The 22,596-nt window shown below is 73.0% G+C and carries 19 protein-coding genes; 4 read left to right on the forward strand and 15 right to left on the reverse strand.

The genetic code is table 11. From position 1 onward, the window contains the following. Positions 1–185: 185 nt before the first annotated feature. A complete protein-coding gene (locus tag AB0G50_RS31385; RefSeq protein WP_360115960.1) occupies positions 186–1,394 on the forward strand; it encodes a hypothetical protein in 1,209 nt (402 codons plus the stop codon). Here AB0G50_RS31385 and AB0G50_RS31390 read toward each other — a convergent pair. Then, positions 1,391–2,638: a hypothetical protein gene (locus tag AB0G50_RS31390; RefSeq protein WP_360115963.1), complete on the reverse strand. Its 1,248-nt coding sequence runs from the start codon at positions 2,636–2,638 to the stop codon at positions 1,391–1,393. The genes AB0G50_RS31385 and AB0G50_RS31390 overlap by 4 nt on opposite strands. 331 nt (positions 2,639–2,969) lie before the next feature. On the opposite strand from AB0G50_RS31390, the gene AB0G50_RS31395 reads away from it, so the two are divergent. Both AB0G50_RS31395 and AB0G50_RS31400 read left to right on the forward strand, forming a co-directional pair. Next, a complete protein-coding gene (locus tag AB0G50_RS31395) occupies positions 2,970–3,524 on the forward strand; it encodes an SUKH-4 family immunity protein (protein WP_360115966.1) in 555 nt (184 codons plus the stop codon). Positions 3,525–3,550: 26 nt separating this feature from the next. Further along, entirely contained in the window at positions 3,551–4,288 is a 738-nt protein-coding gene (locus AB0G50_RS31400) for a phosphatase PAP2 family protein (protein ID WP_360115969.1), read from the forward strand. Between the two features lie 63 nt (positions 4,289–4,351). Here AB0G50_RS31400 and ectB read toward each other — a convergent pair whose 3' ends face one another. The 14 genes from ectB to AB0G50_RS31470 form a co-directional block, all read right to left on the reverse strand. Continuing rightward, a complete protein-coding gene (gene ectB, locus AB0G50_RS31405; protein WP_360115972.1) occupies positions 4,352–5,602 on the reverse strand; it encodes a diaminobutyrate--2-oxoglutarate transaminase in 1,251 nt (416 codons plus the stop codon). A gap of 45 nt (positions 5,603–5,647) precedes the next feature. Next, entirely contained in the window at positions 5,648–6,793 is a 1,146-nt protein-coding gene (locus AB0G50_RS31410) for an amino acid:polyamine antiporter (RefSeq protein ID WP_360115975.1), read from the reverse strand. After that, positions 6,790–8,082, reverse strand: a complete 1,293-nt coding sequence (locus AB0G50_RS31415; protein WP_360115978.1) for a SidA/IucD/PvdA family monooxygenase — start codon at positions 8,080–8,082, stop codon at positions 6,790–6,792. Before AB0G50_RS31415 ends, AB0G50_RS31410 begins: the two co-directional genes overlap by 4 nt. A gap of 163 nt (positions 8,083–8,245) precedes the next feature. Next, on the reverse strand, positions 8,246–9,325 hold the full coding sequence (locus AB0G50_RS31420) for an FAD-dependent oxidoreductase (protein WP_360115981.1): 1,080 nt from the start codon (positions 9,323–9,325) through the stop codon (positions 8,246–8,248). Further along, positions 9,322–11,283: a class I tRNA ligase family protein gene (locus AB0G50_RS31425; protein ID WP_360115984.1), complete on the reverse strand. Its 1,962-nt coding sequence runs from the start codon at positions 11,281–11,283 to the stop codon at positions 9,322–9,324. Before AB0G50_RS31425 ends, AB0G50_RS31420 begins: the two co-directional genes overlap by 4 nt. Before the next feature lie 53 nt (positions 11,284–11,336). Further along, positions 11,337–11,894 carry a DUF3291 domain-containing protein gene (locus tag AB0G50_RS31430; RefSeq protein WP_360115987.1) on the reverse strand — a complete coding sequence of 186 codons (558 nt, stop codon included), beginning with the start codon at positions 11,892–11,894 and terminating at the stop codon, positions 11,337–11,339. Between the two features lie 22 nt (positions 11,895–11,916). After that, entirely contained in the window at positions 11,917–12,903 is a 987-nt protein-coding gene (locus AB0G50_RS31435; RefSeq protein ID WP_360115990.1) for a DMT family transporter, read from the reverse strand. Positions 12,904–12,934: 31 nt separating this feature from the next. Continuing rightward, positions 12,935–14,182 carry an NAD(P)/FAD-dependent oxidoreductase gene (locus AB0G50_RS31440; RefSeq protein ID WP_360115993.1) on the reverse strand — a complete coding sequence of 416 codons (1,248 nt, stop codon included), beginning with the start codon at positions 14,180–14,182 and terminating at the stop codon, positions 12,935–12,937. 43 nt (positions 14,183–14,225) lie between these two features. Beyond that, on the reverse strand, positions 14,226–14,918 hold the full coding sequence (locus tag AB0G50_RS31445) for a rhodanese-like domain-containing protein (protein ID WP_360115996.1): 693 nt from the start codon (positions 14,916–14,918) through the stop codon (positions 14,226–14,228). Next, positions 14,909–16,522 (reverse strand): AMP-binding protein, encoded by a 1,614-nt coding sequence (locus tag AB0G50_RS31450; protein ID WP_360115999.1) that lies wholly within the window; start codon positions 16,520–16,522, stop codon positions 14,909–14,911. Before AB0G50_RS31450 ends, AB0G50_RS31445 begins: the two co-directional genes overlap by 10 nt. A gap of 46 nt (positions 16,523–16,568) precedes the next feature. After that, a complete protein-coding gene (locus tag AB0G50_RS31455) occupies positions 16,569–17,477 on the reverse strand; it encodes an alpha/beta fold hydrolase (RefSeq protein WP_360116002.1) in 909 nt (302 codons plus the stop codon). Beyond that, positions 17,470–19,104 carry an amino acid adenylation domain-containing protein gene (locus AB0G50_RS31460; protein WP_360116005.1) on the reverse strand — a complete coding sequence of 545 codons (1,635 nt, stop codon included), beginning with the start codon at positions 19,102–19,104 and terminating at the stop codon, positions 17,470–17,472. Before AB0G50_RS31460 ends, AB0G50_RS31455 begins: the two co-directional genes overlap by 8 nt. Continuing rightward, entirely contained in the window at positions 19,101–19,574 is a 474-nt protein-coding gene (locus AB0G50_RS31465; protein ID WP_360116008.1) for a GNAT family N-acetyltransferase, read from the reverse strand. Before AB0G50_RS31465 ends, AB0G50_RS31460 begins: the two co-directional genes overlap by 4 nt. Then, positions 19,571–20,047: a hypothetical protein gene (locus AB0G50_RS31470; RefSeq protein ID WP_360116011.1), complete on the reverse strand. Its 477-nt coding sequence runs from the start codon at positions 20,045–20,047 to the stop codon at positions 19,571–19,573. Before AB0G50_RS31470 ends, AB0G50_RS31465 begins: the two co-directional genes overlap by 4 nt. Positions 20,048–21,232: 1,185 nt before the next feature. Between AB0G50_RS31470 and AB0G50_RS31475 the strand changes: the two genes are divergently transcribed. Further along, positions 21,233–22,474, forward strand: coding sequence for a lipase (locus AB0G50_RS31475; RefSeq protein ID WP_360116014.1), 1,242 nt, complete (start codon positions 21,233–21,235; stop codon positions 22,472–22,474). Positions 22,475–22,596 lie beyond the last annotated feature (122 nt).

Below are 22,596 nucleotides of genomic sequence, written 5' to 3' on the forward strand. Positions count from 1 at the left end.
TCGCCGATAGTCGCTTTCGTGACCGTGCTGCCGTCGGTCGGTGGTGACGTGCCACTCGATCGGTTGACTTCGTTGATCATGTGTGGAACGACTTGCCGGTCGTACCCTGTGCACGCCCGTCGGGTGTCACCCGCGGCGCTGGTGAGATCGGGCGACAAGGGCTCCGTTCCGGCGCGCGGGGCTGCATGATCGGTGGAGTCGGAGAGGGCGGCCGCGGGCAGGGGCGGGTCGCGCCGGACGAGGAGTTGCTGGTGGGCCGGGCGTGCGACACACCGTTGGACGACACCGGACTGGTCCACTGCTTCCAGGTCCTCGGCACGCCCGAACTGCCCTCGCGGGTGCTGCTGATCGGCGCCGCGCTCGCACCCGGTGAGCTGGAGCGCTTCGCGGACCGGCGCCACGCGGCGACGGGACTGGTGCCCGCGGGCGACGACCTGTTCGCCTGGCGCCCCGCGCCGCAGGCCCTGCCCGAACCGTGGAGCGAACCGGTGCGGCTGACCGCGCGGCGCATCGGCGAGGACCTGCTGACGACCCTGGACACGGCGTGCGACCTGTTGGCGCGCCGGGTCGACGGGTTCGACCACCACGGCGTCGGCGCGGGCACCGCCGTACCCGCCGTCCGCTTCGCCGACCCGGTCCAGGCCACCGCCTGGCTGCGCCGGCACCTGGGTGTGTCGCTGGCCGCGGTGCGCGCCGGCGGCCGGGCCCGGTGGAGGTCGTTGGCCACCGCGCTGACCGCCCGGCTGTGGGTCTGCGCGCCGACCGACGCGCCGCGGCAGTGGGCGATCGACCTCGCCGAGGCCGGCACCCGGGCGGCGATCGAGGAACGTCAACCGCGTCGGCTGGCCGGGTTGCTGCGGTTGAGCGCGCGGTGGTTCGCCGCGCGGGGCGACTTCGTCACGGCGGACGCCCACGGCGTGCGCGAGTGGCGGGTGTGGAAGGAACTGGACGACACCGCCGGGATGATCGACACGTTGTGGCGCCGGGCGCGGATCTACCGCGAGGCGGGGCGCGGCAACCGGGAGTTGGACTGCCACCAGCGGTTGCTGTCGCTGTACCGGCGCACCGGCGACCGGTTCGGCGCGGCCCGCGCGCAGATCTCCCGCGGCGTCGCGCTCGTCGTCGTGGGTCGCGACCGCGACGCCTCCGACCAGTTGCGCGAGGCCGCGCGGGCGACCGCCGACCTGGAGGGCCTGCCGGACGTGGGCCCGGTGGAACTCGCCGCCGAGCTGGAGACGCTGGGGCGCGCGTTCTGGGCCATCGGGTCGGTCGGCACGGCACGGCGGCACTTCAGCGCCTCCCTGCGCCTGCTGGTGGACGAGGACGAGCGGGCGGCCGACCGCGTCCGGGCGCTGCTCGCCACACCGGCGGGGCGAGAACTCCCGGACGCCTAGTCGTCCCGGCGGTGTGCCGGTCCGCTCGCGGACGGGGCGAAGACGTCCCGGTCCGAGGCCGGCGCGCGCGGGGTCTGCAACGCGTACACGTCCAGCACCGGCTGGCAGACGAAGACCTTGTTGTAGGACTTGCCTCCCACCACCTCGAGCACGCCCGCCTTCACCAGCTGGCGGGTGACCTGGGTGGCCGTCCGGTTGGCCATGCCGTACATCACCTCCAGCGTCCGGTTGTTGGTGACCGGCGCGGTCATCAACCCCGCCACCACCTTCTGCACGGTGGGCGAGCCGTCCACCTGGTCGAGCAACTCCTTGCTCAACGCGTCCAACTCCCCGATCAACGCCAGTTGCGCCTTGCCCGCCGACCGGACCCCGAGCGCGAAGAACCGGATCCAGTCCTCGATCGGACCGCCGTCCATCACCGCGCCGACCCGCCGGTAGTACTCCACCGCCTGCTCGTCCAGCCAGGACGACAGCGGCAGCACCTGGTCGCGCAGCAGTCCGGTACCCACCATCGCCAACGAGCTGTGGACGCTCGTGAGGTAGTCGCCGGTGCCGGGGAACGGGTCGAGCAGGACGAGGTTCAAGTGCGCCAAGGAGATCCGGCCGATCCTGGACAGCGGGTGCGGCGCGCCCACCCAGGTCGACCACTGCGCGAACGCGCTGCGCAGCAGTCCGCCCGGCGGCGTGGTCAGGATCGCGGGCTGTTCCGGCGACCGGCTCCGCAGCACGCTCTGGTGCGCCCGCAGGCTCGTCTCGACGCTGCCGCCGGTCGTGCCGGTGAGCTTCCCGGCGACCTGCCAGAGCAGGTCGCCGTCCACGACCGCGCCGTCGGCCACCCGGGCCGCGCCGTGCTCGAAGGCGAGGATCACCCGGCCGATCGGGTGGCGGTCCAGGACGAGGTTCTGCTGCTCGACGTCGTCCGCGGCGCGGGCCAGCAGCAGTCGGGTCAACCAGGTCTCGGAGAAGTCCACGCTCATCCCGGCCAACTGCGCCGAGTTCTGCACCTCCCGCAATCGGGTGCACAGCGCGAACATGGTGCGATGGGGTAGCCGTCGGGTGCTTTCGTTGAGCTCTCCCAGGGTGTGTTCGGCCATTGCCAGCACGGCATGCGTCTCGGTGGGGAGAAAGAGGTCGGACTTCAGGGGGCGAGGCACGTACGCCCGCTTCCCCCGCAGGTCCTCGGGCAGGTCGTCGGCATCCGCCGGGTCGACCCACTCGCCGTGCGGCGACGGTGCGCGGTTCATGTGCAGAAGCGTGGAGCACTCGACTGAAACACTGCAACTGGTCAATTGTTGCGCACCAAGATCAATATTTCGGGGAAGGCGCCCGTGCATCGGCGCGTGCACGCCGGGGTGATCGGCTCGAACCGTTGTTCGTGCACGTCACGGACCGCTTGTCGGCCGGTCGGCAGTGCATTTATGCGGGTCGGCCGATTTTCGACTCGCGCGACGTCACCCGTTCGGCAGAGGTGGATCGCCGGTCGGAGTGCGGTGCGGGCGGTTCTAAGATCACTCGAAAGTGTAGTGATCAGTGATCTGGCGCAGCGGCGCGGACCGCGGGTGGAGGAGTGGCGGGGTGCTGATCCCCTGGCCTGACGACGAAGTGGTGGCGGTGCCGTCCGCGGCGGGTGTGGGCCGGGAGGTGGCCGCGTGGTTGGTGGACCCCGGTGTGCCCCGGCGGTTCTTCGGTGCGGAGTACCGGGTGCTGGCGGAAGCCGTCGTGCTCTCCGGGGCGCACGCCGGGTTGGTCGCCTTCGCCTCCTGCGGGGAGGAGGGGCGGCTGTGCGTGGAACGGCCCACCGGGCGGGTGGTGCTCGTGCCCCGAGTGGGCGCGGAGGGGTTCGGGGTGGTGAACGGGTCCGTTCGCGCGTTCGTGGACAGCGTGGCGTTCGTCGTCGGGCGGTTTCCCTACTACTCCGGTGACGGGGACTTCGCGGAGCTGCTCGACTCCGAGGAGTTCGAGCGGGTGGCGGAGGAACTGCGGTTCGGGTTGCTCGACGTCGACGAGACCGCGTTGGACGATCCGGACGGGGTGTGGGCGGCGTTCCTGGAGGACGTCGGGATGGGGGTGCACCTCACCGAGGTCTTCGCGCCGCCGCCCGGCGGCCGGCGGGAAACGCACCGGGGGTGAGGGCGGGCGGCGTACCCTCGGGGCGCATGCCGTCCTCGTCCTTCTGGCACAAGAGGTTCGCGTGGTACCTCGAAATGCCCCTGTTGCTCGCCGGGTACTTCGCGTTCGGATTGGCCCGGGCCGCGGTCGACCGGGGTGACCCCGCGGCCACGGACAACGCCGGGCGGGTGCAGCGGCTCGAACGGGTGCTGCGGGTCGCGGTCGAGGAGCCGCTCAACCACGCGATGCTCGGGCACCCCGTCGCGATCCACCTCACCGGGTACTTCTACCGGCTGAGCGTCCTGGCCGTTCCCGTCGTGCTGATCTGGCTCTACGTGAGGAAGAAGTCGCGGTACGGGTCGGCGCGGACCGCGCTGGTGGTGCTGATGCTGCTGGACCTGCTGCTCGTGTGGCTCTACCCGGAGGCCCCGCCGCGGTTCGCCCAGCCCGGCATCGTGGACCACATGGCCGACCACGACATCCTGTTCGGCGCCGAGTCGCGGGTGCCGCGGCCGGGGGTGAACCTGTTGGCCGCCATGCCGAGCATGCACGTGGCGTGGGCGACCTGGTGCGGCTACGCGGTGTGGTCGGCGTTGCGCGACCGCGCGCCGCGGGCCTCGTGGTCGGCCTGGCTCCACCCGTTGCTCACCGCGTTCGTCGTGCTCGTCACCGGGCACCACTACGTGCTCGACGTCGTGGTGGCGTTCGCGGTGGTGGCCGTCGTGGTCGGGGTGACGTCGCGACCGGTGCGCGTCGCGCGCGAGCCGGTGGAGAGCCTCCCGTAGCGGGCACGAGGTCGTCGGCGGGTCCGACGACCTCGTGCTCCGGCATGGGTTTCCGCGCGGCGGTCAGGTGGTCACGGCCGCGGCCACCGCGTGGCGGACGATGTCGAGGCCCTCGGCGAGTTCCCCGTCCGTCGCGGTCAGCGGCGGCATGAGCTTGACGACCTCGTCGTAGGAGCCCGAGGTCTCCACCAGCAGGCCGCGGGCGAACGCCGTGTCGGCCGCCTTCCTGGCCGCGGCCGGGTCGCGGAAGGGTAAGCCCCACACCAGACCCCGACCCCGGGCCGACGCCACGTGCCCGACGTGGCGGTCCGCGAGTTCGCCCAGGTTCTCCTCGAACAGCAGGGCCCGTTCCTGGGTCTGCTTCTCCAACGCGCCGTCCGACCAGAACTCCCGCAGCGCGGCGGTCGCCGTCACGAACGCCGGGTTGTTGCCGCGGAACGTGCCGTTGTGCTCGCCCGGCTGCCACACGTCCAACTCGGTGCGGAACAGGGTCAGCGACATCGGCAGGCCGTACCCGCTGATGGACTTGGACAGGCACACGACGTCGGGGGTGATCCCGGCGACCTCGAAGCTGAAGAACGGGCCCGTGCGGCCGCACCCCATCTGGATGTCGTCCAGGATCAGCAGGATCCCCCTGCGGTCGCACAGCTCCGCGAGGTCGGCCAACCAGGTGGGTCCCGCCACGTTGACGCCGCCCTCGCCCTGCACCGTCTCCACCACGACGGCCGCCGGGAGGTCGAGACCGCTGCTGCTGTCGGCGAGCATGCTGTCCAACAGCTTCAGACCGGACACCTCGCCGCCCGCGAACCCGTCGTAGGGCAGCCGCCAGGTGTGCCCGAGCGCCACACCCGCGCCCGCGCGCTTGGCCGCGTTGCCGGTCACGGCCAGCGAACCCAGCGACATGCCGTGGAACGCGCCGGTGAACGCGACGACCGTCGGCCGCCCGGTCACCTTGCGGGCCAGCTTCAACGCGGCCTCGACGCTGTTGGTCCCGGTGGGACCGGGGAACTGCACCCGGTAGTCCAGCCGGCGCGGCACCAGCACCCTGGCCGCGAACTCGGCGAGGAACTCCTCCTTGGCGGCGGTCAGCATGTCCAGGCTGTGCGCGACGCCGTCCTGCTCCAGGTAGTCGAGCAGCGCCCGTTTCAGCACCGGGTGGTTGTGGCCGTAGTTCAGGGCGCCGGCGCCGGCGAAGAAGTCCAGGTACGCGCGGCCGTCGCGGTCGACCATGCGGCTGCCGCGCGCGTGGTCGAACACCACCGGCCAGTTCCGGGAGTAGCTGCGGACCTCGGATTCGATCGTGGGGGCGGTCATGGTGTCTCCTCGGGAGTGGAACCGGACATGCGGGAGGTGCGCCGCTCAGCCGTCGAGCAGGAACCGCACGGGGACCAGCGCGGTGCCCGCGAGCACCAGCAGCACCGCGGCTCCGGCGCACTTCAGCAGCGGGCCGCCGCGGCGCACGGCGGCGACGGCGCCCAGGGCGTAACCGACCAGCGCGGCCGCGGCCGGGCCCAGCAGCAGGAGGGGCACCGCGCCGTCGCCCGTTCCCGCCCAGGCGAAGGCGGCGCACGCGAGGCCGACGACCGCGAGGGTCACCCGGCTCCGCCCGGCCGCCTCCGGCTCGGGACGCAGCCGGCCCGCGATCCGGGCCGCGGTGCGCACGTTGGTGAAGCAGAAGGACGTCAGCACGGTGGCGGTGGCGAGGCCGAGCACCCAGCGCACCGGTGCCGCCACCGGGTCCGCCGAGCCCGCGGACCGGTACACGGCGGCCAACCCCAGGTAGCCGACGGCGACGAGCGCGGTGCCCAGGAGCACGCCCGCCGCGGTGCGCCCCGGGCCGGCGGCGGTCGCCGGGACGACGGTGGTGACCGCCTCCCAGCCGACACCGGCGAAGAACAGCGCCGCGAACGCCAGCCACAGCGCGCCGCTGATGCCCAGGCCCGACGGCGCGAGCGGCGTGTGCGGGCCCGAGGCGGGCCAACCCCAGGCCGCGCAGGCCAGTGCCAGCACACCGGTGACCCACCACCGCCACCGCAGCACGGCGGCCGGCGGCACGAGCGGGCTCAACGCCGCGAGCACGGCCACCGCCAGCACCCCGAGCGCGAGCAGCAGCACGCCCACGCCCGGCCCGGGAGTCGAACCGGTCGCCGCGGTCACCAGGCAGGTCGCGGCGAACCAGGCGATCGCGGCCTGCCCGGCGGTGAAGGCGACCGCGAACACCCCGTCCACCAGGCGTTGCGCCCACCGGCCGAGCAGCACCCCGACCGCGCCCGCCAACGAGGTCGACCCCACCCGGTCGCGGACCACCAGCGCCAGCACGAGGGCCACCGACCCGCCGAGCGCCAGGTGCGCGGCCCAGACGAGCAGGCTGTGCCCGCCCGCCAGCGCCGCGACGACCGAGGGCATCACCAGCATCCCCGCGCCCAGGACGCCGCCCGCGAGGTGCGCGGCGATCCGCCGCCGCGGCCGGGCGCCCGCCGCGTCGACGGGCGCGCTCCCGGTCACGGCAGGCTCTTCCGCAGGCCTTCTGCGATCACCTTGGCGCGCAAGGACAACAGGCTGAACGACCCGGCGTCCCCGATGCCGTGGGTGGACTCGCACAGGCCGTTGAGGAACAGCGCGGGCGTGTCGGCGTCCAGCGGTCGCACCTCGTAGTCCTGTTCCACGGTCAGGTAACCGTGGTTGTCGAAGACGAACTCGTCGGCGACGTCCCGCAGCAGCGCCGGCACCCGCTCCTGGTGGGCGGCCGGGCCGAGATCGCGGAAACCCGTTGCCAGCACGACGAAATCGGCCTCGTGCTCCTCGGTCTCGCCGGTGTTCAACTCCTCGACGTCGAGGAGCACGCCGTCGTCGCGGACCTCCAGCGAGCGCACCTGGCGGCTGCCGCTGACGAACACCCGCTGGTCGCCGTCGAGCCGCTGCTCGTAGATCAGCCGGTACAGCTCCTGGAGCACGTCGCCGTCGGCCGACGAGTAGTTCGTCAGGCGCAGGTAGGAGTCGATCGCGTCCTTGCGGTCGCGCGGCGCGCGGTAGTAGTAGTCGGTGAAGCCGGGGAAGTACCCCTCCTCGCTGAACGGGCTGGTGTCCTTGAGCCGCAACGTCAACGACCGCGCGAGGGTGGTGACCCGGGCCCGGGGGAACCGCCGCGCGAGGTCGAGGGTGAGCTCGACCGCGCTCTGGCTGCCGCCGATGACGGTCACCGCCCGCGGCGTCGAGTGGCCCTCGCCCGCCACGCCCAACTCCCGCAGCGCGGGCAGGTAGCGCGTCAGGTGGAACACCCGCGGCGAGTCCACCGCGTCGAACGGCGCCGGGATGAAGGGCGAGCGTCCGGTGCCGACCACCAGCGCCCGCGCCCGGTGGGTGTCGCCGGCGGAGGTGGTGACGGTGTAGACCGGCCCGCCCTCGGCCTGCCGGTCGACGGCGACGCCGGTGACGTGCGCGCCGTAGTCGACGAGCCGGCCGAAGTGGCCCGCGGCCCACGTGACGTACTGCGCGTACTCCTTGCGCAGCGGGAACTCCATCGGGACGTTGAGGTGCTCGAGCAGCCGCCCGGTCTCGAACAGGAAGTTGATGAAGCTGTAGCGGCTGCGCGGGTTGCGCAGCGACACCAGGTCGCGCACGGGGTGGTTCTGGATGTCCGACCCGTCGAGCATCATGGCGCTCTGCCAGGACGGACCGGGCCTCGCCTCCAGGAAGTGCGCGTCGAGGTCGTGGCCCTCTTCCTCCAGGGCGATGGCCAGCGCCAGGTTGGCCGGACCGAAGCCGATGCCCAGCACGTCGTGGCAGTGAGTCACTGTTCCCCCTTGGTGGACTGCGGGTGTGGGTGGTGGATCCAGGTCCGGGGGCGCGATCGGACTTCTCCACGCGCTCGGCGGGTGGCTGGGGAAGACGTCCGGCATGGCGCACCTCGATCCTGTCGCGGACGGGCCGATGGGGGTGCCGCCGGGCGGGCGGCGGTCAGACGAGGTCGGAGGAGGCGTCCGCCGCGCAGGCGTCCGCGACGAGCCGTCCGGCTTCCGGCGCGGTCTTGACGCCGCCGCCGTTCCAGCCGCGCACCGACCACACGTGGGGCACGTCGGTGCGGTCCAGCAGCCCGTCGGCGGGCGACGGGCCGTAGGCGTCGGTGGCGCGGATCGTGTCGAGGTGCGCCGCCGCGGTGAGCCACGGGAAGTGGGCGGTGAGCGCGGACAGGGTGGCCCGCGCGTGCCCGGGATCGGGTGGTGCGTCGAAGGAGGAGTCCCAGACGAGGTGCGGCAGGCCGATCAGCGTCCGGTCCGCGTCGACGGGTTTCGCGTACCCGCCGGTGCGCAGGTCCACGAACGTCGGGTGGGCGGGCGCGTCGGCGGGGCGCGCGACGACGGTCACCTGGATGGACCGCGCCCGGACCGGTGTCGCGGGTCGCAACCCGGGCACCGGCTCGGCCGCCCAGGGTCCGACCGCCGCGACCACCACGCCCGCGGCGAGCACGCCGGCGTCCGTGCGCACGACCGGTCGCCCGCCGCGGTCCTCGACGCCGAGCACGCGAACCCCTTGGCGCACCACGGCTCCGTCGGCGCGGGCCTGGGCGAGCCAGTCCGCGGCGACCTCCGCCGGCGCCACCCAGCCCGCCTCCGGCTCGACCAGGGCGACACCGCCGGCCAACCGGACCCCGGCCACCTCGGCCTGCCCGGCGACCACGTGCGCCGAGCCGGCGATCCGCGCGGCGGCCTCCCGGAGCGCGGGCTCCTCGGCGGGGTCGGCCGCGGTCACCGCGCCCACGGCGCGCAGCGGCGCGCGTCCCGACCTCCAGCGCGCGGGGTCCCGGTAGGCGGCCAGGCTCGCCCGCGCCAGGTCCCCGATCACCGGGTCCGGGTCGTAGCCGCGCACCATGCCGCCGGACCGGCCGGTGGCGCCGGCGGCCGGTGTCGGCGACCGGTCGAGCACGACGACGGACACACCCCGGCGGGCCAGGTGGTGCGCGATGGAGGCGCCGGTGATCCCGGCGCCCACCACCACGACGTCCACGCCGGCCGGTAAGGCCGTGCCGTCCTCGCTCACGGGTGCGCGCCGACGGCCGGCGCGAGGTCGGGCGCGGCCGCCGCGAGCCGGGTGCCGGACGGCAGGAACGACCAGTCGGTTTCCCGGACCGGCTGCCCGGGCAGGCCGAGCCAGTCCCGGATCCGCCGGGCCAGCTCGGGCGTCACCGGCCACGCCAGCGCGGCGAACACCTTGGCCGCCAGGTACTCCAGCGCCAGGCTGGTACGCGCCTCCTCGGCCAGCGACGGCACCGCGCGCGCCGCCCGCTCGGTGGCCCGGAACTCGGCGGCACGGTCCACGAAGGACTCCAGCAGGCGGACGTACCCGCGCGCGCTGAACGACTCCGGGAGCAGCAGGCCGTCGAGCTGGTGGGTGGTGAGGTTGAGGTAGCGGTAGAACTCGCGGTGCGCGTCGGTCCACGCGCCGGTGCCGGGCACCTGACCGCCGCTCTCCTGCGCCAGTGCGGCGAAATCGCCCAACCACGCGCGGGCACCCACGTACAGCGGGTCCTGCCCGAGCCGGTCGGCCCGCTCCCGGGTGATCCGGGTGACGCGCCCCTCCGGCGCGTCGCGCAGCAGGGCGAGCCGCACCGCGTCCGGGCCCGCCGCGGCCAGCGCCTCGTCGGCCCAGATCGCGTGGCCCCGGCTGGTGGAGAACTTCGCGTCGTCCAGGTGCAGGAACTGGTTGGTGACGAACGCGACCGGCAGGTGGTCGGCGAGGTCGGCGGCGAAGGCCAGGATCGGCAGCAGGACCGCGTAGAAGAAGCTGTTGTCGTAGCCCAGGAACAGCGTGATCCGGGCCGGGCCGCCCTGCTCGGACTCGGCCTTGGCCGCGGTGAGGAAGGTCAGCGCGAGGTCGGTCCAGGCGTCCACGGCCTGACCGTCCCCGACCGGGACGCCCCACTCGGTGCGCCGGGCCAGCCGGTAGGACGGCAACCCCTCGTCCAGCAGCCGTTCCACCAGGGCCAGCAGGTCCGGCGAGGTGTAGGAGGTGCGCAGGTGGTCGCGCAACTGGCCGGCGTGCGCGTTCAGGTCCAGCCACAGCGCCCGTTCCGGCCGCGTCACGGCCGGCGTGCCGCAGATCCGGCACTCGAGGTCGGTCAGCTCGCGGGACTCGTTGGGCCGGCCGCACGCCTCGCAGATCTCGCCGTCGCTGGACGCCAGGCAGTGCGCGCAGAACCCGCGCGAGAAGGCCTGGTGCAGCGACAGGTCGCAGCGCGGGCAGTAGGCCGTCTCCCGCTCCTGCTCGGTGACCGACGGCGAGGCCGCGACCCGGTCGAGCAGCGCGCGGATCCGCTCGGCGTGCCCCGGGTCCGTCCCGGGACGGGTGAGCCGGTCGGGTTCGACGCCGGCCGCGGCCAACGTCGCGAGGATCGCGTCACCCTCGGTCGCGGCCACCTCCGCCGGGCTCGTGCCGCGCAGCAGCGCGGTGGCCGCGACGTGCGACTGGTGGTCGTCGGTCCCGGTGACGTACCGGGCTTCGCGGCCCGCGCTGCGCAACGCGCGCACCAGCATGTCGGCCCGCACGTACGGGCCCGCCAGGTGCCCGAGGTGCAGACCGCCGTTGGGCGTGGGCGGCGGGCAGAAGACCAGCGTGCGCTCCGGGAGCACGGAGCTCGGCGAGATCTTGGTCAACGCCTCCACGGCGCTCGGGATGTGCTCCCAGTAGATCGAGACGATGTCGAACGCCTCGTCGGACTCGTTGCGGATCTCGTGGTAGCCGAACGGCGACAGGTAGACCACCCCGCCGGGGCCGAGCTCGCGCTCCTCGTCGCCGAGCACGACGAACGCCGTGCCGCCCAGGACGATGAACATCTCGCCGTCCTGGTGGGCGTGCCGCTTCGAGACGCTGCGCGCGGGGACGCTGCCGAAGACGGACCCGAACGGCAGGCCCTCGATGTCGGCGGCGGACAGCAAGGGTTGCAGGTGCATCTCGTAGGACCAGCTCATCGCCGACCTGTCGAAGGCACGCGTGATCACGGGAATCCCCCTGGTGGAGTGGGCGGGCGAGGTGGTGTGCGGCCGGGCGGGTGTCACTCGTCGGGCGTGACGTCCGCGTCCTTGGGGCGGGAGAGCCTGGTCGGGACGCCGCCGGAGTCGAAGGGTTGGCGGAAGGTGAAGGAGACGGGGCTCGGGCCGTGGTCGTGCAGGTGCTCCAGCCGGTGGCAGGCGTCCGACCAGGTGGGCGTGGTGTCGTCGGGCACCCACCACATCGCGTAGCCGGGCCACTCGGGCTTGAGGAACCACTCGTGCCGGCGGCGCAGGATGGTCCGGTGCAGTCCGGAGTAGACGTAGGTGAACACGGACTCCAGGTCGGTCCACAGCGACAGGGTCCCGGCCCGGCTGTCGGTCTCGTCGGTGCGGCCGCCGGTGTAGAAGCGCGGCACGTCGAACCGGCCCCACTCGCCCCAGTCCCGGACGAAGTTGGTGAGGTGGCTCTGCCCGGGGTCCTCCTTGGCCCGCGCGATGAAACCCGGGCTGCCCTCGGCGGTCTCGAACGCGGCCGGCGTCAGGTCGTCGTACCCCTGGGTCTCCGGGAAGCCGTACGGCTTCTTCAGGATCGCGAAAGTCGTGAACGCGACGCGCGACATCAGGCTTCGTCCTCCCTGCGGTTCATGAGGTCAGCTCCGCCTTGTCGGCCGGTCGGTCGGCGACCGGCGGAGTCCTGCGGGTGCGCTGGATCGCCAGCAGCACGCCGCCGATGAGCAGCGCGATGCCGATCAGCTCCGGCAGCGGCGGCACGCGGCCGTCCCAGGCGAACACGTAGATCAGCCCGGCGATCACCTGGACGACGACGATCTGGCCCGCGATCGAGATCGGCACCAGTCCCGAGGACCGGTTCCAGAGCACCGTGCCGACCCACGAGACGAGCACGCCCAGCACCACGCTGCCGATGAGCAGCGGGACGAGCGAGCCCGCGCCGCCCAGGCGCACCCCGCCGGTGAGGGCGGCGACCGGCAGGGCGACCAGCGACAGCGCCAGCGTGCACACGCCCATCAACGTGGACCAGCTCGACGAGGAGATCTCCGGGTGCTTCCGGAGGAAACCGGCGTTCGCGACCGCGTACCACGTCCACAGGCCCAGCGCCGCCAACGCGGAGGCGACCCCGATCAGCCAGGTCGCGCCGGAGTGGCCGGTGAACGCGCCGCGCCAGTCGACCTCCATCACGTTGACCAGGACCAGGCCGACGGTGATGAGCCCGAGCGGCAGCAGCAGCCGGGAGAACGGGAACTCGCGGCGGACCAGGTTGCCGGTCACCGCCACGGTCACCGGCAGCGTCCCGATGATCACCGTGGTGATCGGCGCGCCGGCGTGCGTGATCCCCTGCACCAGGAAGAAGTAGTAGCCCAGGTGCCCGGCGAACGCGAACACCAGCGCGGTGCCCCACACCCGCCGGCCGAGACCGCGCGCGCCGCCGCCGCGGGTGACGACCAGGATCGCCGCCGACACCACCCCGAAGACGAGGTAGCGGCCCAGCGCGAGCGCGACCGCGTCCGAACCGGGGAGCAGCAACGGCATCAGGAACGCCAACCCCCAGATCAGGTTGGCGCCGACACCGCACAGCACCCCGACGAGCAGGGGCGGAGGTTGAATTCGCATGTCACCGTTTCCTGGTTCGCCCGCGGGCGGATCAGCGCCCGCGCCCGGCGGAACCCCGGGTCATCAACGCGCGCATGAGGTCTCGTTTGAACTCGCCGGGCAGCACCATGCGACCGGTGAGCGCCAGGTACTTCTGGCTCAACGCCGGGTTGTCGCAGATGATCCGGAACGTCCGTTGCTGGGACGCCTCGTCCTTGTCCACCAAGGCGTCCCGGATGATGCCCTCGGCGTGCGGGAGCAGCACCTCCTCGAACCGCCGCCGGTACTCGGCGAGCCCCTCGGCGAGGTCGTCGCCCGCCAGCGACCGGTTCGCGAACGACCGGGCGAGCAGGTCGCCCGACACCAGCGCGAACCCGCACCCGATGCCGCTCATGGGGTCCAGCGAGAGGGCCGCGTCGCCGACGAACGGCACCGAGCCCACCACCGGCCGCCGGACCTGGTTCGGGTAGTCCGCGTAGCCGAGCAGTCCCGTCTCCGGCACCGCGTCGGCCACCGGCGGCGCGTCCGGCAGGTCGCCGAAGTAGGCCAGGAACTCCCCGAGCCTGCCGTCCGCGCCGTGCCACCCCTCGACCCGCGACTTCTCCGCGAACAGCACGAACTGGGTCCGGTCCTCGACCAGCGGGTAGACGCAGGCCAGGTCCCGGTCGTTCATGATGAAGACGGACCGCTCGTCCTCCCGGGTCTTGACGCCCGTGAAGTAGCCGAACAGGGCCGCGCGGTCGTTCGGGTGCTCCTCGGTCGGGTTGCCGAGCAGCCTGGCCAGCCGCGACCGGCGGCCGTCCGCGGCCACCACCAGCCGGGCCCGGAAGCGCCGGTGCCCGTGGTCGCCGGTGGTGTCGAGGGTCCAGCCGGTCTCGTCCTCCTCGACCTGCTCCACCGAGGTGCCGTCGAGGTACTGCACGCCGTGCTCGCGCGCGGCGGCCCGCAGCGCGGGGTCCAGCACCCGCCGCTCCAGGTTCAGCGCGGACAGGTCCTGCTCGCCCGGGAGGTAGGGGCCGGGGCCCTCGACCAGGCCGCCGGGCGTGACGAAGACGGCCTTGGTGGGCACCGACCAGGGCCGCTCGGCGAGGTGGGCCAACCCGAGGTCGGCCAGCACGGGTGTCGCGTGCGGCTGGATGAAGTGCGTGCACAACCGCTTGTGGGACTGGTCGTCCATCGCCTTCTTGTCGAGGATCGCGACCTCGAAACCCAGTTGGCGCAGGCGGATCGCCGCGACGCAGCCGGCGATGCTGCCGCCGACCACCGCGACGTCCACTGTGGACCGCTCCGGAGTGCTCACCGCTGAACTCCCTCTCTGCTCGGGCCGACCGGGTGTCCCTCGCCTAACCCGCGCATCCGCAGGCGACGCGGCCGTGCTCGGCGCACTGGGCGGCGTGCCCCTCGATCGCGTGGCCGTCGCGCTTCCACCAGTCCAGCCCGCCGATCAGCTCCTTGACCCGGAAGCCCGAGGTGGCGAGCTTGATCGCGGTCTTGGTGGAGGCGTTGCAGCCGATGCCGTCGCAGTAGGCGACGTACAGCGGCGCCTTGGACAGGCCCGCCAGCGACTCCTGGGAGATCGAGCGGTGCGGGATGCTGAGCGCGCCGGGGATGTGCTCCAGCGCGTAGGACTCGCTGCTGCGGCCGTCGACCACGACGATGTCCTGACCCTCGTCCAGCGCGGTCTGCAAGTCAGCCGAGTCGATCTCGTAGGCGAGCTTCTCCTGGTAGAAGTCCAACTGCGAGCGCTGTTCCCGGGTCATGTCGCTCTCCTCGGTGCTCGGTTCCCCGGTGCCCATGAACCGGTCGGCGATGGCGTAGAGGTCGTCCAACGTGCTCGGGGTGACCAGCGAGTCCGCGTGCTCGCCCAGGTCGACCCCGCAGTCCTCCAGGAGCGTGACGAGCACGCCGATGGTCGACAGCGAGTCGAGGCCGAAATCGTTGAGGGGCGTGTCGTCGGGCAGCGGCGCGAGGTCGACCGGTTTGCCCAGCGCCGCCTCCAGGTACTCGGCGACCTTCTCCTTCACCGCTACAGACATGGCTCCACCTTGTCGATTGGCTCGACGGCGTCATCGGCCGACAGCGCGAAATACCGGGAGGGCGACCGCCGGGCCGCGTCCGCGAGTCGTTCGACCACCGCGCCGTCGTCGGCGGTGGTCGGGTGCGACCAGGCGATCACGGTCGGGCGCAGGTAGTCGGGCAGGACGGACAGCAGGGCCTCCACCTCGGGCAGCACCCGTCGGTCCGCCGCGACGACGACGAGGGCGACCACGTCGCGGTTGTCGCGCCGGATCCTGGCCGCGATCGCCCGGTCGACGCCGGCGCAACCCTGGGCCACCCGGCGGATTTCACCCAGGTGGGTGCGGCGACCCGCGATCCACGTGACGTCCTCGTCGCCGTGCCGCAGGAACACCAGGGCGCCCTCCTCGTCGTAGGCGCAGACGTCGCCGGTCCGGAAGTAGCGCGTGCCGTCCCGTTCCACGAGCACCCGGTCGGTTTCGGCGGGGTGGTCGAAGTAGCGCAGCATCACCTGCTCGCCGCCGACCTGGAGTTCGCCCGGCACACCGGGTTCGGTGATCTCGACCCCGTCGGCGACCAGCGTCGCGGTCAGCCCGCGCAGGGGTCGGCCGATGGGGTACGGGGTGGTGCGCGCGGCCCCGATCTCCTGGGAGACGCTGAAAACCGTGGCCTCGGGCGGCCCGAAGGCGTGCAGGAGGCGGACGTCGGGCAGTTGCCGCTTCCAGGTGTCCAGCACGGCGGGGTCGCAGACCTGGGCGCCGGTCATCACCAGCTCCAGGTCGGGCAGCTTGGCCCGGGTGAGCTGCCGCCCGTCGCCGGTGATCATGGTCAGCAGCATGGTGACCGCGATCAGGTGGGTGATCCGCTCCCGGCCGAGCACCGCGCGCATCACGGCGCCGGCGGGCAGGTTGCGGAACTGGAAGGTGAAGGCGCCCAACGACAGCGGCAGCAGGGTGTCCTCGAAGGACACGTCGACGTGGAACGGCGCCAGGCTCAGCACCCGGGAGGCCGAGGTGAACCGGAGCACCTCGTTGTGGGCGCGGAAGTACGCGTGGAGGCTCTCGGCCTTGTTCTCGACGCCCTGCGGCTCGCCGGTCGGACCGGAGGCGAAGATGATGTACGCGGCCTGCCCCGGCGGGTGTGCCGAGGTGGTGTGGGTCGCGGGCGGCCCGGCCAGGATCCCGGCGAGTTCCGCGCCGCCCAGTCGACGGCCGGTGGTGGCGACCGGGTCGTCCCGGTCGTCCAGCGCGATCACCACCGCCGGCTCCAGCCGGGCGAGCAGCCCGCGTAATCGGGCCACCGGCTCGGCCGCGTCCAGCGGGACGTAGACCGCGCCGCGCTTCCAGACGGCGACCGCGAGGATCGGCACCACGGCGCGCTTCTCGGCCAGCACCACCACGCGGTCGCCCGGGCCGACGCCCTGTCCGGCCAACCAGGCGGCGACCGCCAGCGTGCCCTCCTCGAGTTCGGCGAACGTGTACCCGGTGGCGCCGTCGTCGATCGCCGCGCGGTCCGGCCACCGCCGGGCGGGCGCGACGAACAGGTCACCGAGGGCGGGTGGCGGGTCGGTCCCGTCGGCGGGATCGACCGACCACGGTGGTAGCGCGGCGGCTCGGACTGCCACTTTCCCTCCTCCACTCGCTCTTCCGGCGCCGACCCGCGGGGGTCGGCTAGGCGGGTTCCCGGGTGAACGCGGTCCGGGCGATCTCGGCCACGGCGTCGCGTGCCGAGGCCAACCGGCCCGCGTACAGGCAGAAGTCGTGCGGCAGGTCCGGGAAGTGCCGGTGCCGCACGGGAACCGACCGCTCGGCCAGGTGCCGCACCCAGCCGAGCCCCTCGTCCCGCAGCACGTCGAAGCCGGCCGTCACGACCGAGCAGTCCGGCAGTCGGGCCAGGTCGGCGTCGGTCAGGGCGAACGGGTCGAAGTCGCGGTCGGCGAAGAAGGGCTCCAGGAACGACCGGAACAGCCGCATGGCCGCGCCGTCGAGGAAGTAGCCCTCGCCGAACTCCCGGTAGGACTCGCGCTCCGTGCGCAGGTCGAGGACCGGGTAGATCAGCACCACGCGCGAGAAGACGTCGGGCAGCACCCGCAGCGCGAGGTGGAGCGCGAGCAGCCCGCCGACGCTGTCCCCGGCGATCACGAGCGGGCGGCCCTCCAGCGCGCGGCACCGGGCCGCGACGTGCTCTCCCAGCAGCCCCACCGACTCCTCGACGCTGTGCTCCGGCGCCTTGAGGTAGTCGAACGCCTCCACCGGCGCGTGCAGGGTGTTCGCCAGGGTGCGCAGGAACGGCTCGAACAGGGCGGTCGAGTAGTAGACCATCCCGCCGCCGTGGACGTAGAGGACGTGGGGCGCGGTCGCGACCTGTCGCGCCGGCCGGACGAGCACCGAGTGCCCGCCCGGCTCGACCGACGCGCCGTCGTCCGGCTCGACGGCGCTGCCGAAGCGCGCGATCCAGCGCTCGGCGTTCGCCCGGTCGTCCGCGAGCGAACCCGTGGACGCCTTGACCGCCATGATCCTGCGCGCGGCGGCCAGCCTGCCGAACTCGACGTGCACGGCCCGCGCCCCGACGTCAGCCACGGCCGTTCCCGTCCACGGGTTCGACCGCGCCGCCCGCCGTCAGCGCGAAGTGCGTCGCGGTCGACTCGCGGGCCGCCTCGGCGAGCCTGCGCATCACGCCGTTCTCGTCCGTCTTGCCCGTCGAGGCCACGGCCAACTCGGGCGACCAGGCGACCAGCGTCGGGCGCATGTACTCCGGCAGCAGGTCCGCCAACCGCTTCTCGACCTCCGCCACCACGGCCCGGTCCGGCGCCATCACCACGAGGGCGATCACGTCCTGACCGCGCCGCGGCACCAGCGCGACGGCCGCCCGCTCGACACCCGGCGAGCCCAGCACGACCTCGCGGATCTCACCGAGGTGGATCCGCCGCCCGGCGAGCTTCACCTCGTCGTCGTCGCGGCCCTGGAAGACCAGGTCGCCGTTGTCGTCGTAGCTGCACAGGTCGCCGGTGCGGTAGTGGCGGACGCCGTCCACCTCGACCACCCGGCGCGCGGTCTCCTCCGGCTGGTCGAAGTAGCCGCGCATCACCTGCTCGCCGCCGATCCACAGCTCGCCGACCCGACCGGGTTCGCGGACCTCGACCCCGTCGTCCACGAGCCGGGCCAGCACACCGCGCAGCGGCCGGCCGATCGGGTACGAGGTCGTCCGCTCCGGGTCGACCCGCTCGATCTCGTGGGCGGTGCAGACGATCGTCGCCTCGGTCGGCCCGTAGACGTTGATCACCCGCACCTCGGGCAGGCCGGTCTTCCACACGTTGATCACGCCGGGGTCGCAGACCTCCGCGCCCGTCATGACCATCTCCAGGGCGGGGAAGTCCGCCCTCGTGACGTGCCGGCCGCCGGCGGTGATCATGGTGAGCAGCGTGGACACCGCGATCAGGTGGGTGATCCGCTCGCGGGTGATGATCGCGCGCATGATCGCCCCGGCGTGGACGCCGCGGAACTGGTGCACGAACGCGCCCAGCGACAGCGGCAGCAGCGTGTCCTCGATCGACACGTCGAAGTGGAACGGGGACAGGCTGAACACCCGGGAGTCCGGCGTGAACCGGAGCACCTCGTTGTGGTTGCCGAAGTACGCGACGAGGCTCGCGACGGTGATCTCCACGCCCTTCGGCGTGCCCGTCGACCCCGAGGTGAAGATGATGTACGCGGTGTCCTCGGGCTCGTGCGCGAGGGTCGGCTGGTCCGGCGCGGACGTCGCCAGGATCGCGTCGAGCCGCGTCCGACCCGCCCACTCGAGGTCGACCGCCGGTTCGCGGTCGTCCAGCGCGAGCACCACCCGCGGCGCCAGCCGGTCGAGCAGGGCGCGCAGGCGGGGCAGCGGCTGGGTGGCGTCCAGCGGCACGTAGACCGCGCCGCGCTTCCAGATCGCGACCGCCAGCACGGGCATGAGCGCGGACTTCTCGGCCAGGATCGCGACCCGGTCGCCCCGGCCGACACCGCGGCCCTCCAACCACGCGGCGAGCGCGCGGGCCCGCTGCTCGAGCTCGCCGAACGTGTGGCCGGAACGTCCGTCGTGGACGGCCGGCCGGTCCGGCCAGTTGCGTGCCGCCGCCCGGACGAGGTCGCCGAGCGCCGGCGCCGGTAACGCCCGGTCGGCGGGGTCGAGCGACCACGGCGGCAGCGCGGCGGTCCGGCTTCGCGTCACGACCCGCCCCGTTCGCCGACGTCGTAGGTGAAGCGGGCCTTGGTCCGGGAGGTCGCGCCCATCCGCCGGTAGAAGCCGATGCCGAGCGCGTTGTCCTCGGGCGTCTGCCACTCGGCCCAGCCGCACCCGTTGGCGCGCGCGAACTCCCGCAGCCGGTCGAGGAACACCCGGCCGAGCCCGAGCCCGCGGTGGGACTCCCGGAGGTAGAGGCAGTCCATGTAGGCGAACGGCGCGGCGCTCCAGGTGGCGAAGTCGACGGTGGCGGTCATGTAGCCGCAGGGCTCGCCGCCGTCGGTCGCGATCCAGCCGTGCAACCTCGGCTCCGCGGCGAACAGCGCCGAGCGCCAGCGCTCGACCTGGCCGTGCTCCCGGAAGTCCGCGTTCTCGTACACGGCGTGCTCCGCGCACAGCACGAGGAGCGTGTCCAGGTGGGACGGCTCGATCGGCAGCACCTTGACGTCGTGGCTCATACCCACCCCGAGAACGTCATGGCCAGGTAGGCCTCGCGCGAGGCCTCGTCGAACCGGCCGCGCGCCAGGACGGTCTTCACCCAGGCGTCGCGCTCGAACCGCATGACCTCGAGCTCCCAGACGCAGGCGACCAGGTCGCGCTGCTCCAGGGGCTCGAACGTGGTGTCGCCGGCGGCGTCGACCACCGAGCCGCGCACCCAGTGCTTGATCATGTTGGCGTCGTACCACTGGCTCACCAGCAGGTAGTCGCCGTCCATGCCGTAGTGCAGGATCAGGAAGCCGACCGGGTGGTCGCCCTCCTCCAGCGGTCCGGTCAGCACCGAGGCGGCCTGCCGCCGCAACCACTCCGGCTCCGGGAGGGTGGCGGCGCGCTCGGGCTCCGCGAACATCCCGTACACCTTGAGGGTCCGGCCGTGCACGTCGAGTGGTGGGAGCGCCTTGACCAGGCGCGGCGAGTACGTCAACGGGTTCACGTGACGATGTTCCCAGCCCGCAGGTGATCAGCCATCTCCGTCATGCGCTCGTTCGCCTCCGAAACTGCCTCGGATCGCCGATGCGGAGGATGTCCATCCGCTTCGCGATTTATGCGTTATGCACTCGCGGTCCCACGTGGTCGCGCCCAGGTCGACCAGTCGTGCCGGTGCGAACCGACGCACGCCGTGGGCCATTGCGCCTACGTTTACCCCGGGGCTCTCGAATGAGCCGCGGGCGATGTCCGGCCGGGTGTTCCCGAGGGATTCCCGGGTGTCCGGTGAAAATGACCACTCGGCCTTACCGGGTCACCCCGATGCGGGGTGAGCGTCCCGGAAAACACCTACTTCGGGCACCGGTAGAAAAGGTCCGCATGAGATCCCCCAACCTCGTCATGAACGGATCGCCCCGACTCCCCAGAAGACTTGGTGCTGGTCAGGGCTCACTCGAACGTAACGGCACGGCTCAGACCTGTCACTACGCTGTCCGAGTGATGAACGCACGTCCGGCTACCGTAGGTAATGTATTAGGACGCCTCTCCAACAAAGTGACAGCCGCTACTCGGCCCGACTTTTGCCCGACTTCGGGAGGTGCGGCCCGGACCTCCCTTCGCAGGTGGCAGGCCGGCGGGGCCGGTGGTATCCGCGAATGCGCGACGAATGTCGCGACACCGGTCCGGCAATTCCCGCCCGGTCGCGGACGGCGCGTTGTCCGGTCGCCGGCAGTCGCCTTCTTCGAGTGCCGGCGGTAGTGGTTCAGACCATATCCCGACCGCGTGCGGGTGCGGTCGTGGAGCGGGCGAACGCCGAGGCCACCGAAAGGGCGAACCCGCCGTGGGCCGCCAATACGGCCGCCGACTCCGACGACGGCGGGCGGCGGCGGTGCCCTGCCGCCGAACGCGCCGAGTGCGCACGGCCCGGGCGGGCGATCGCCGACCGGGGGTGCGCGACTCCCCGCCGGCGGTCGGGGCGGCATCGCCGCGCGGCTCGGGGTGGCGGTCTCGGCGAGCGCGGACGGACGTTCGCCGTCAAGAAGACGACACACCGGGTGAGCCGGTGTGTCGTCATGCTTTCGTCGTGCCGGTCTCGTTCTGAGGGCGGGGATGGCGGCAGCCGCGAGGAGGACGCGGGTGGACCGGGGCGCTTGCCACTGTGGGCGTCCACGGACCACCCGAGAAAGAGTCCACAATGTACAGACGTAGAGCGTTGCCGCTCGTCGCCCTGGCGACCGCCGCCGCGCTGTCCGCGGTGCTGTCCGCCGTGCCCGCGCAGGCCGTCGCCGCGGGCGCCGCGCGCGTGGCGTTGCCCGCGCTGTCCGGGCCACACCAGGTCGGGACCGCGGAGCTGCACCTGGTCGACACCGGGCGCCAGGACCCGTGGCACCCGAACGAGAAGCGCGAACTCATGGTCACCGTGACCTACCCCGCGTGGCCCGCCGGCGCGCGGGCACCCTGGCTCTCCGCCGCCGGCGCCCGGGTGCTGGACCGCGAGGTCTCCTCGGTGCTGACCGGTCCGGTCGACTGGGTCGGCACCACGCGGCGGGCGCGCACGGCGGCGCCGGTCGAGCGGGTGCGCGGCGGGTGGCCGGTCGTGCTGTTCTCGCCGGGGTTCGGCGTGGCGCGGGAGCTCAACGCGACCATCACCGACGACCTCGCGAGCCACGGGTACGTCGTCGTGTCGATGGCGCACACCTACGAGTCGCAGTGGGTCGAGTTCCCGAACGGGCGGGTGGTGGAGGCCGAGGTGGGTGACGACCCCGCGTCGTTCCGCACCGCGCTCGAGGCCCGGATCGCCGACACCCGGTTCGTGCTGGACGAGGTGACCCACCTCGACCGCGGGCAGAACCCGGACGCCGAGCACGACCCGCTGCCGCGCGGCCTGGCCGGCTCGCTCGACCTGTCCGACGTCGGCGTGTTCGGCCACTCCTACGGCGGTTTCACCGCGGCCGAGACGATGTACCGGGACCAGCGGTTCGACGCCGGCGTGAACCTCGACGGGTCGATGGTGGTCGGCGACCCGGACCTGCCGGGCGACAGCGTGCTGCACGGCGTCGGCCGGCCGTTCATGCTCGTCGGCAGCGACGCCGTCGACCCGGCGACCGGGCAGGTGCGGGAAGGCACGCACACGTCGGGCTTCGAGCCGTCGTGGGGGACGTTCTGGACCAACCAGCGGGGGTGGAAGCGCGACCTGCACTTCTCCGGCTCGGCGCACCTGGGCTTCACCGACTACCAGGTGGTGCTGCCGCAGTTGTCCCGCGTGCTTCAGCCGGGTGTGTCGGAGGCGATCATCGGCACGATCGACCCGACGCGCTCCGCGCGGGCCCAGCACGAGTACCTGGCGGGCTTCTTCGACCTGCACCTGAAGCACCGCGACCGGCACCTGTTCGACCACGACGACCCGCGCTACCCGGCGACGAGGTTCGTACCCTGACCGCGGACGCGACGAGCGCCGGGGCGGGGCGGGGGGGGGGGGGGCGCCCCCCCCCCCGCCGCCCCCGGGGGGGGCCGGGGCCCCCCGCCCCCGGGCCCCCCCCCGCAGGACACAAACCAGCA

The organism is Actinosynnema sp. NPDC020468 (genome assembly GCF_040642015.1).
Lineage (GTDB): Bacteria > Actinomycetota > Actinomycetes > Mycobacteriales > Pseudonocardiaceae > Actinosynnema.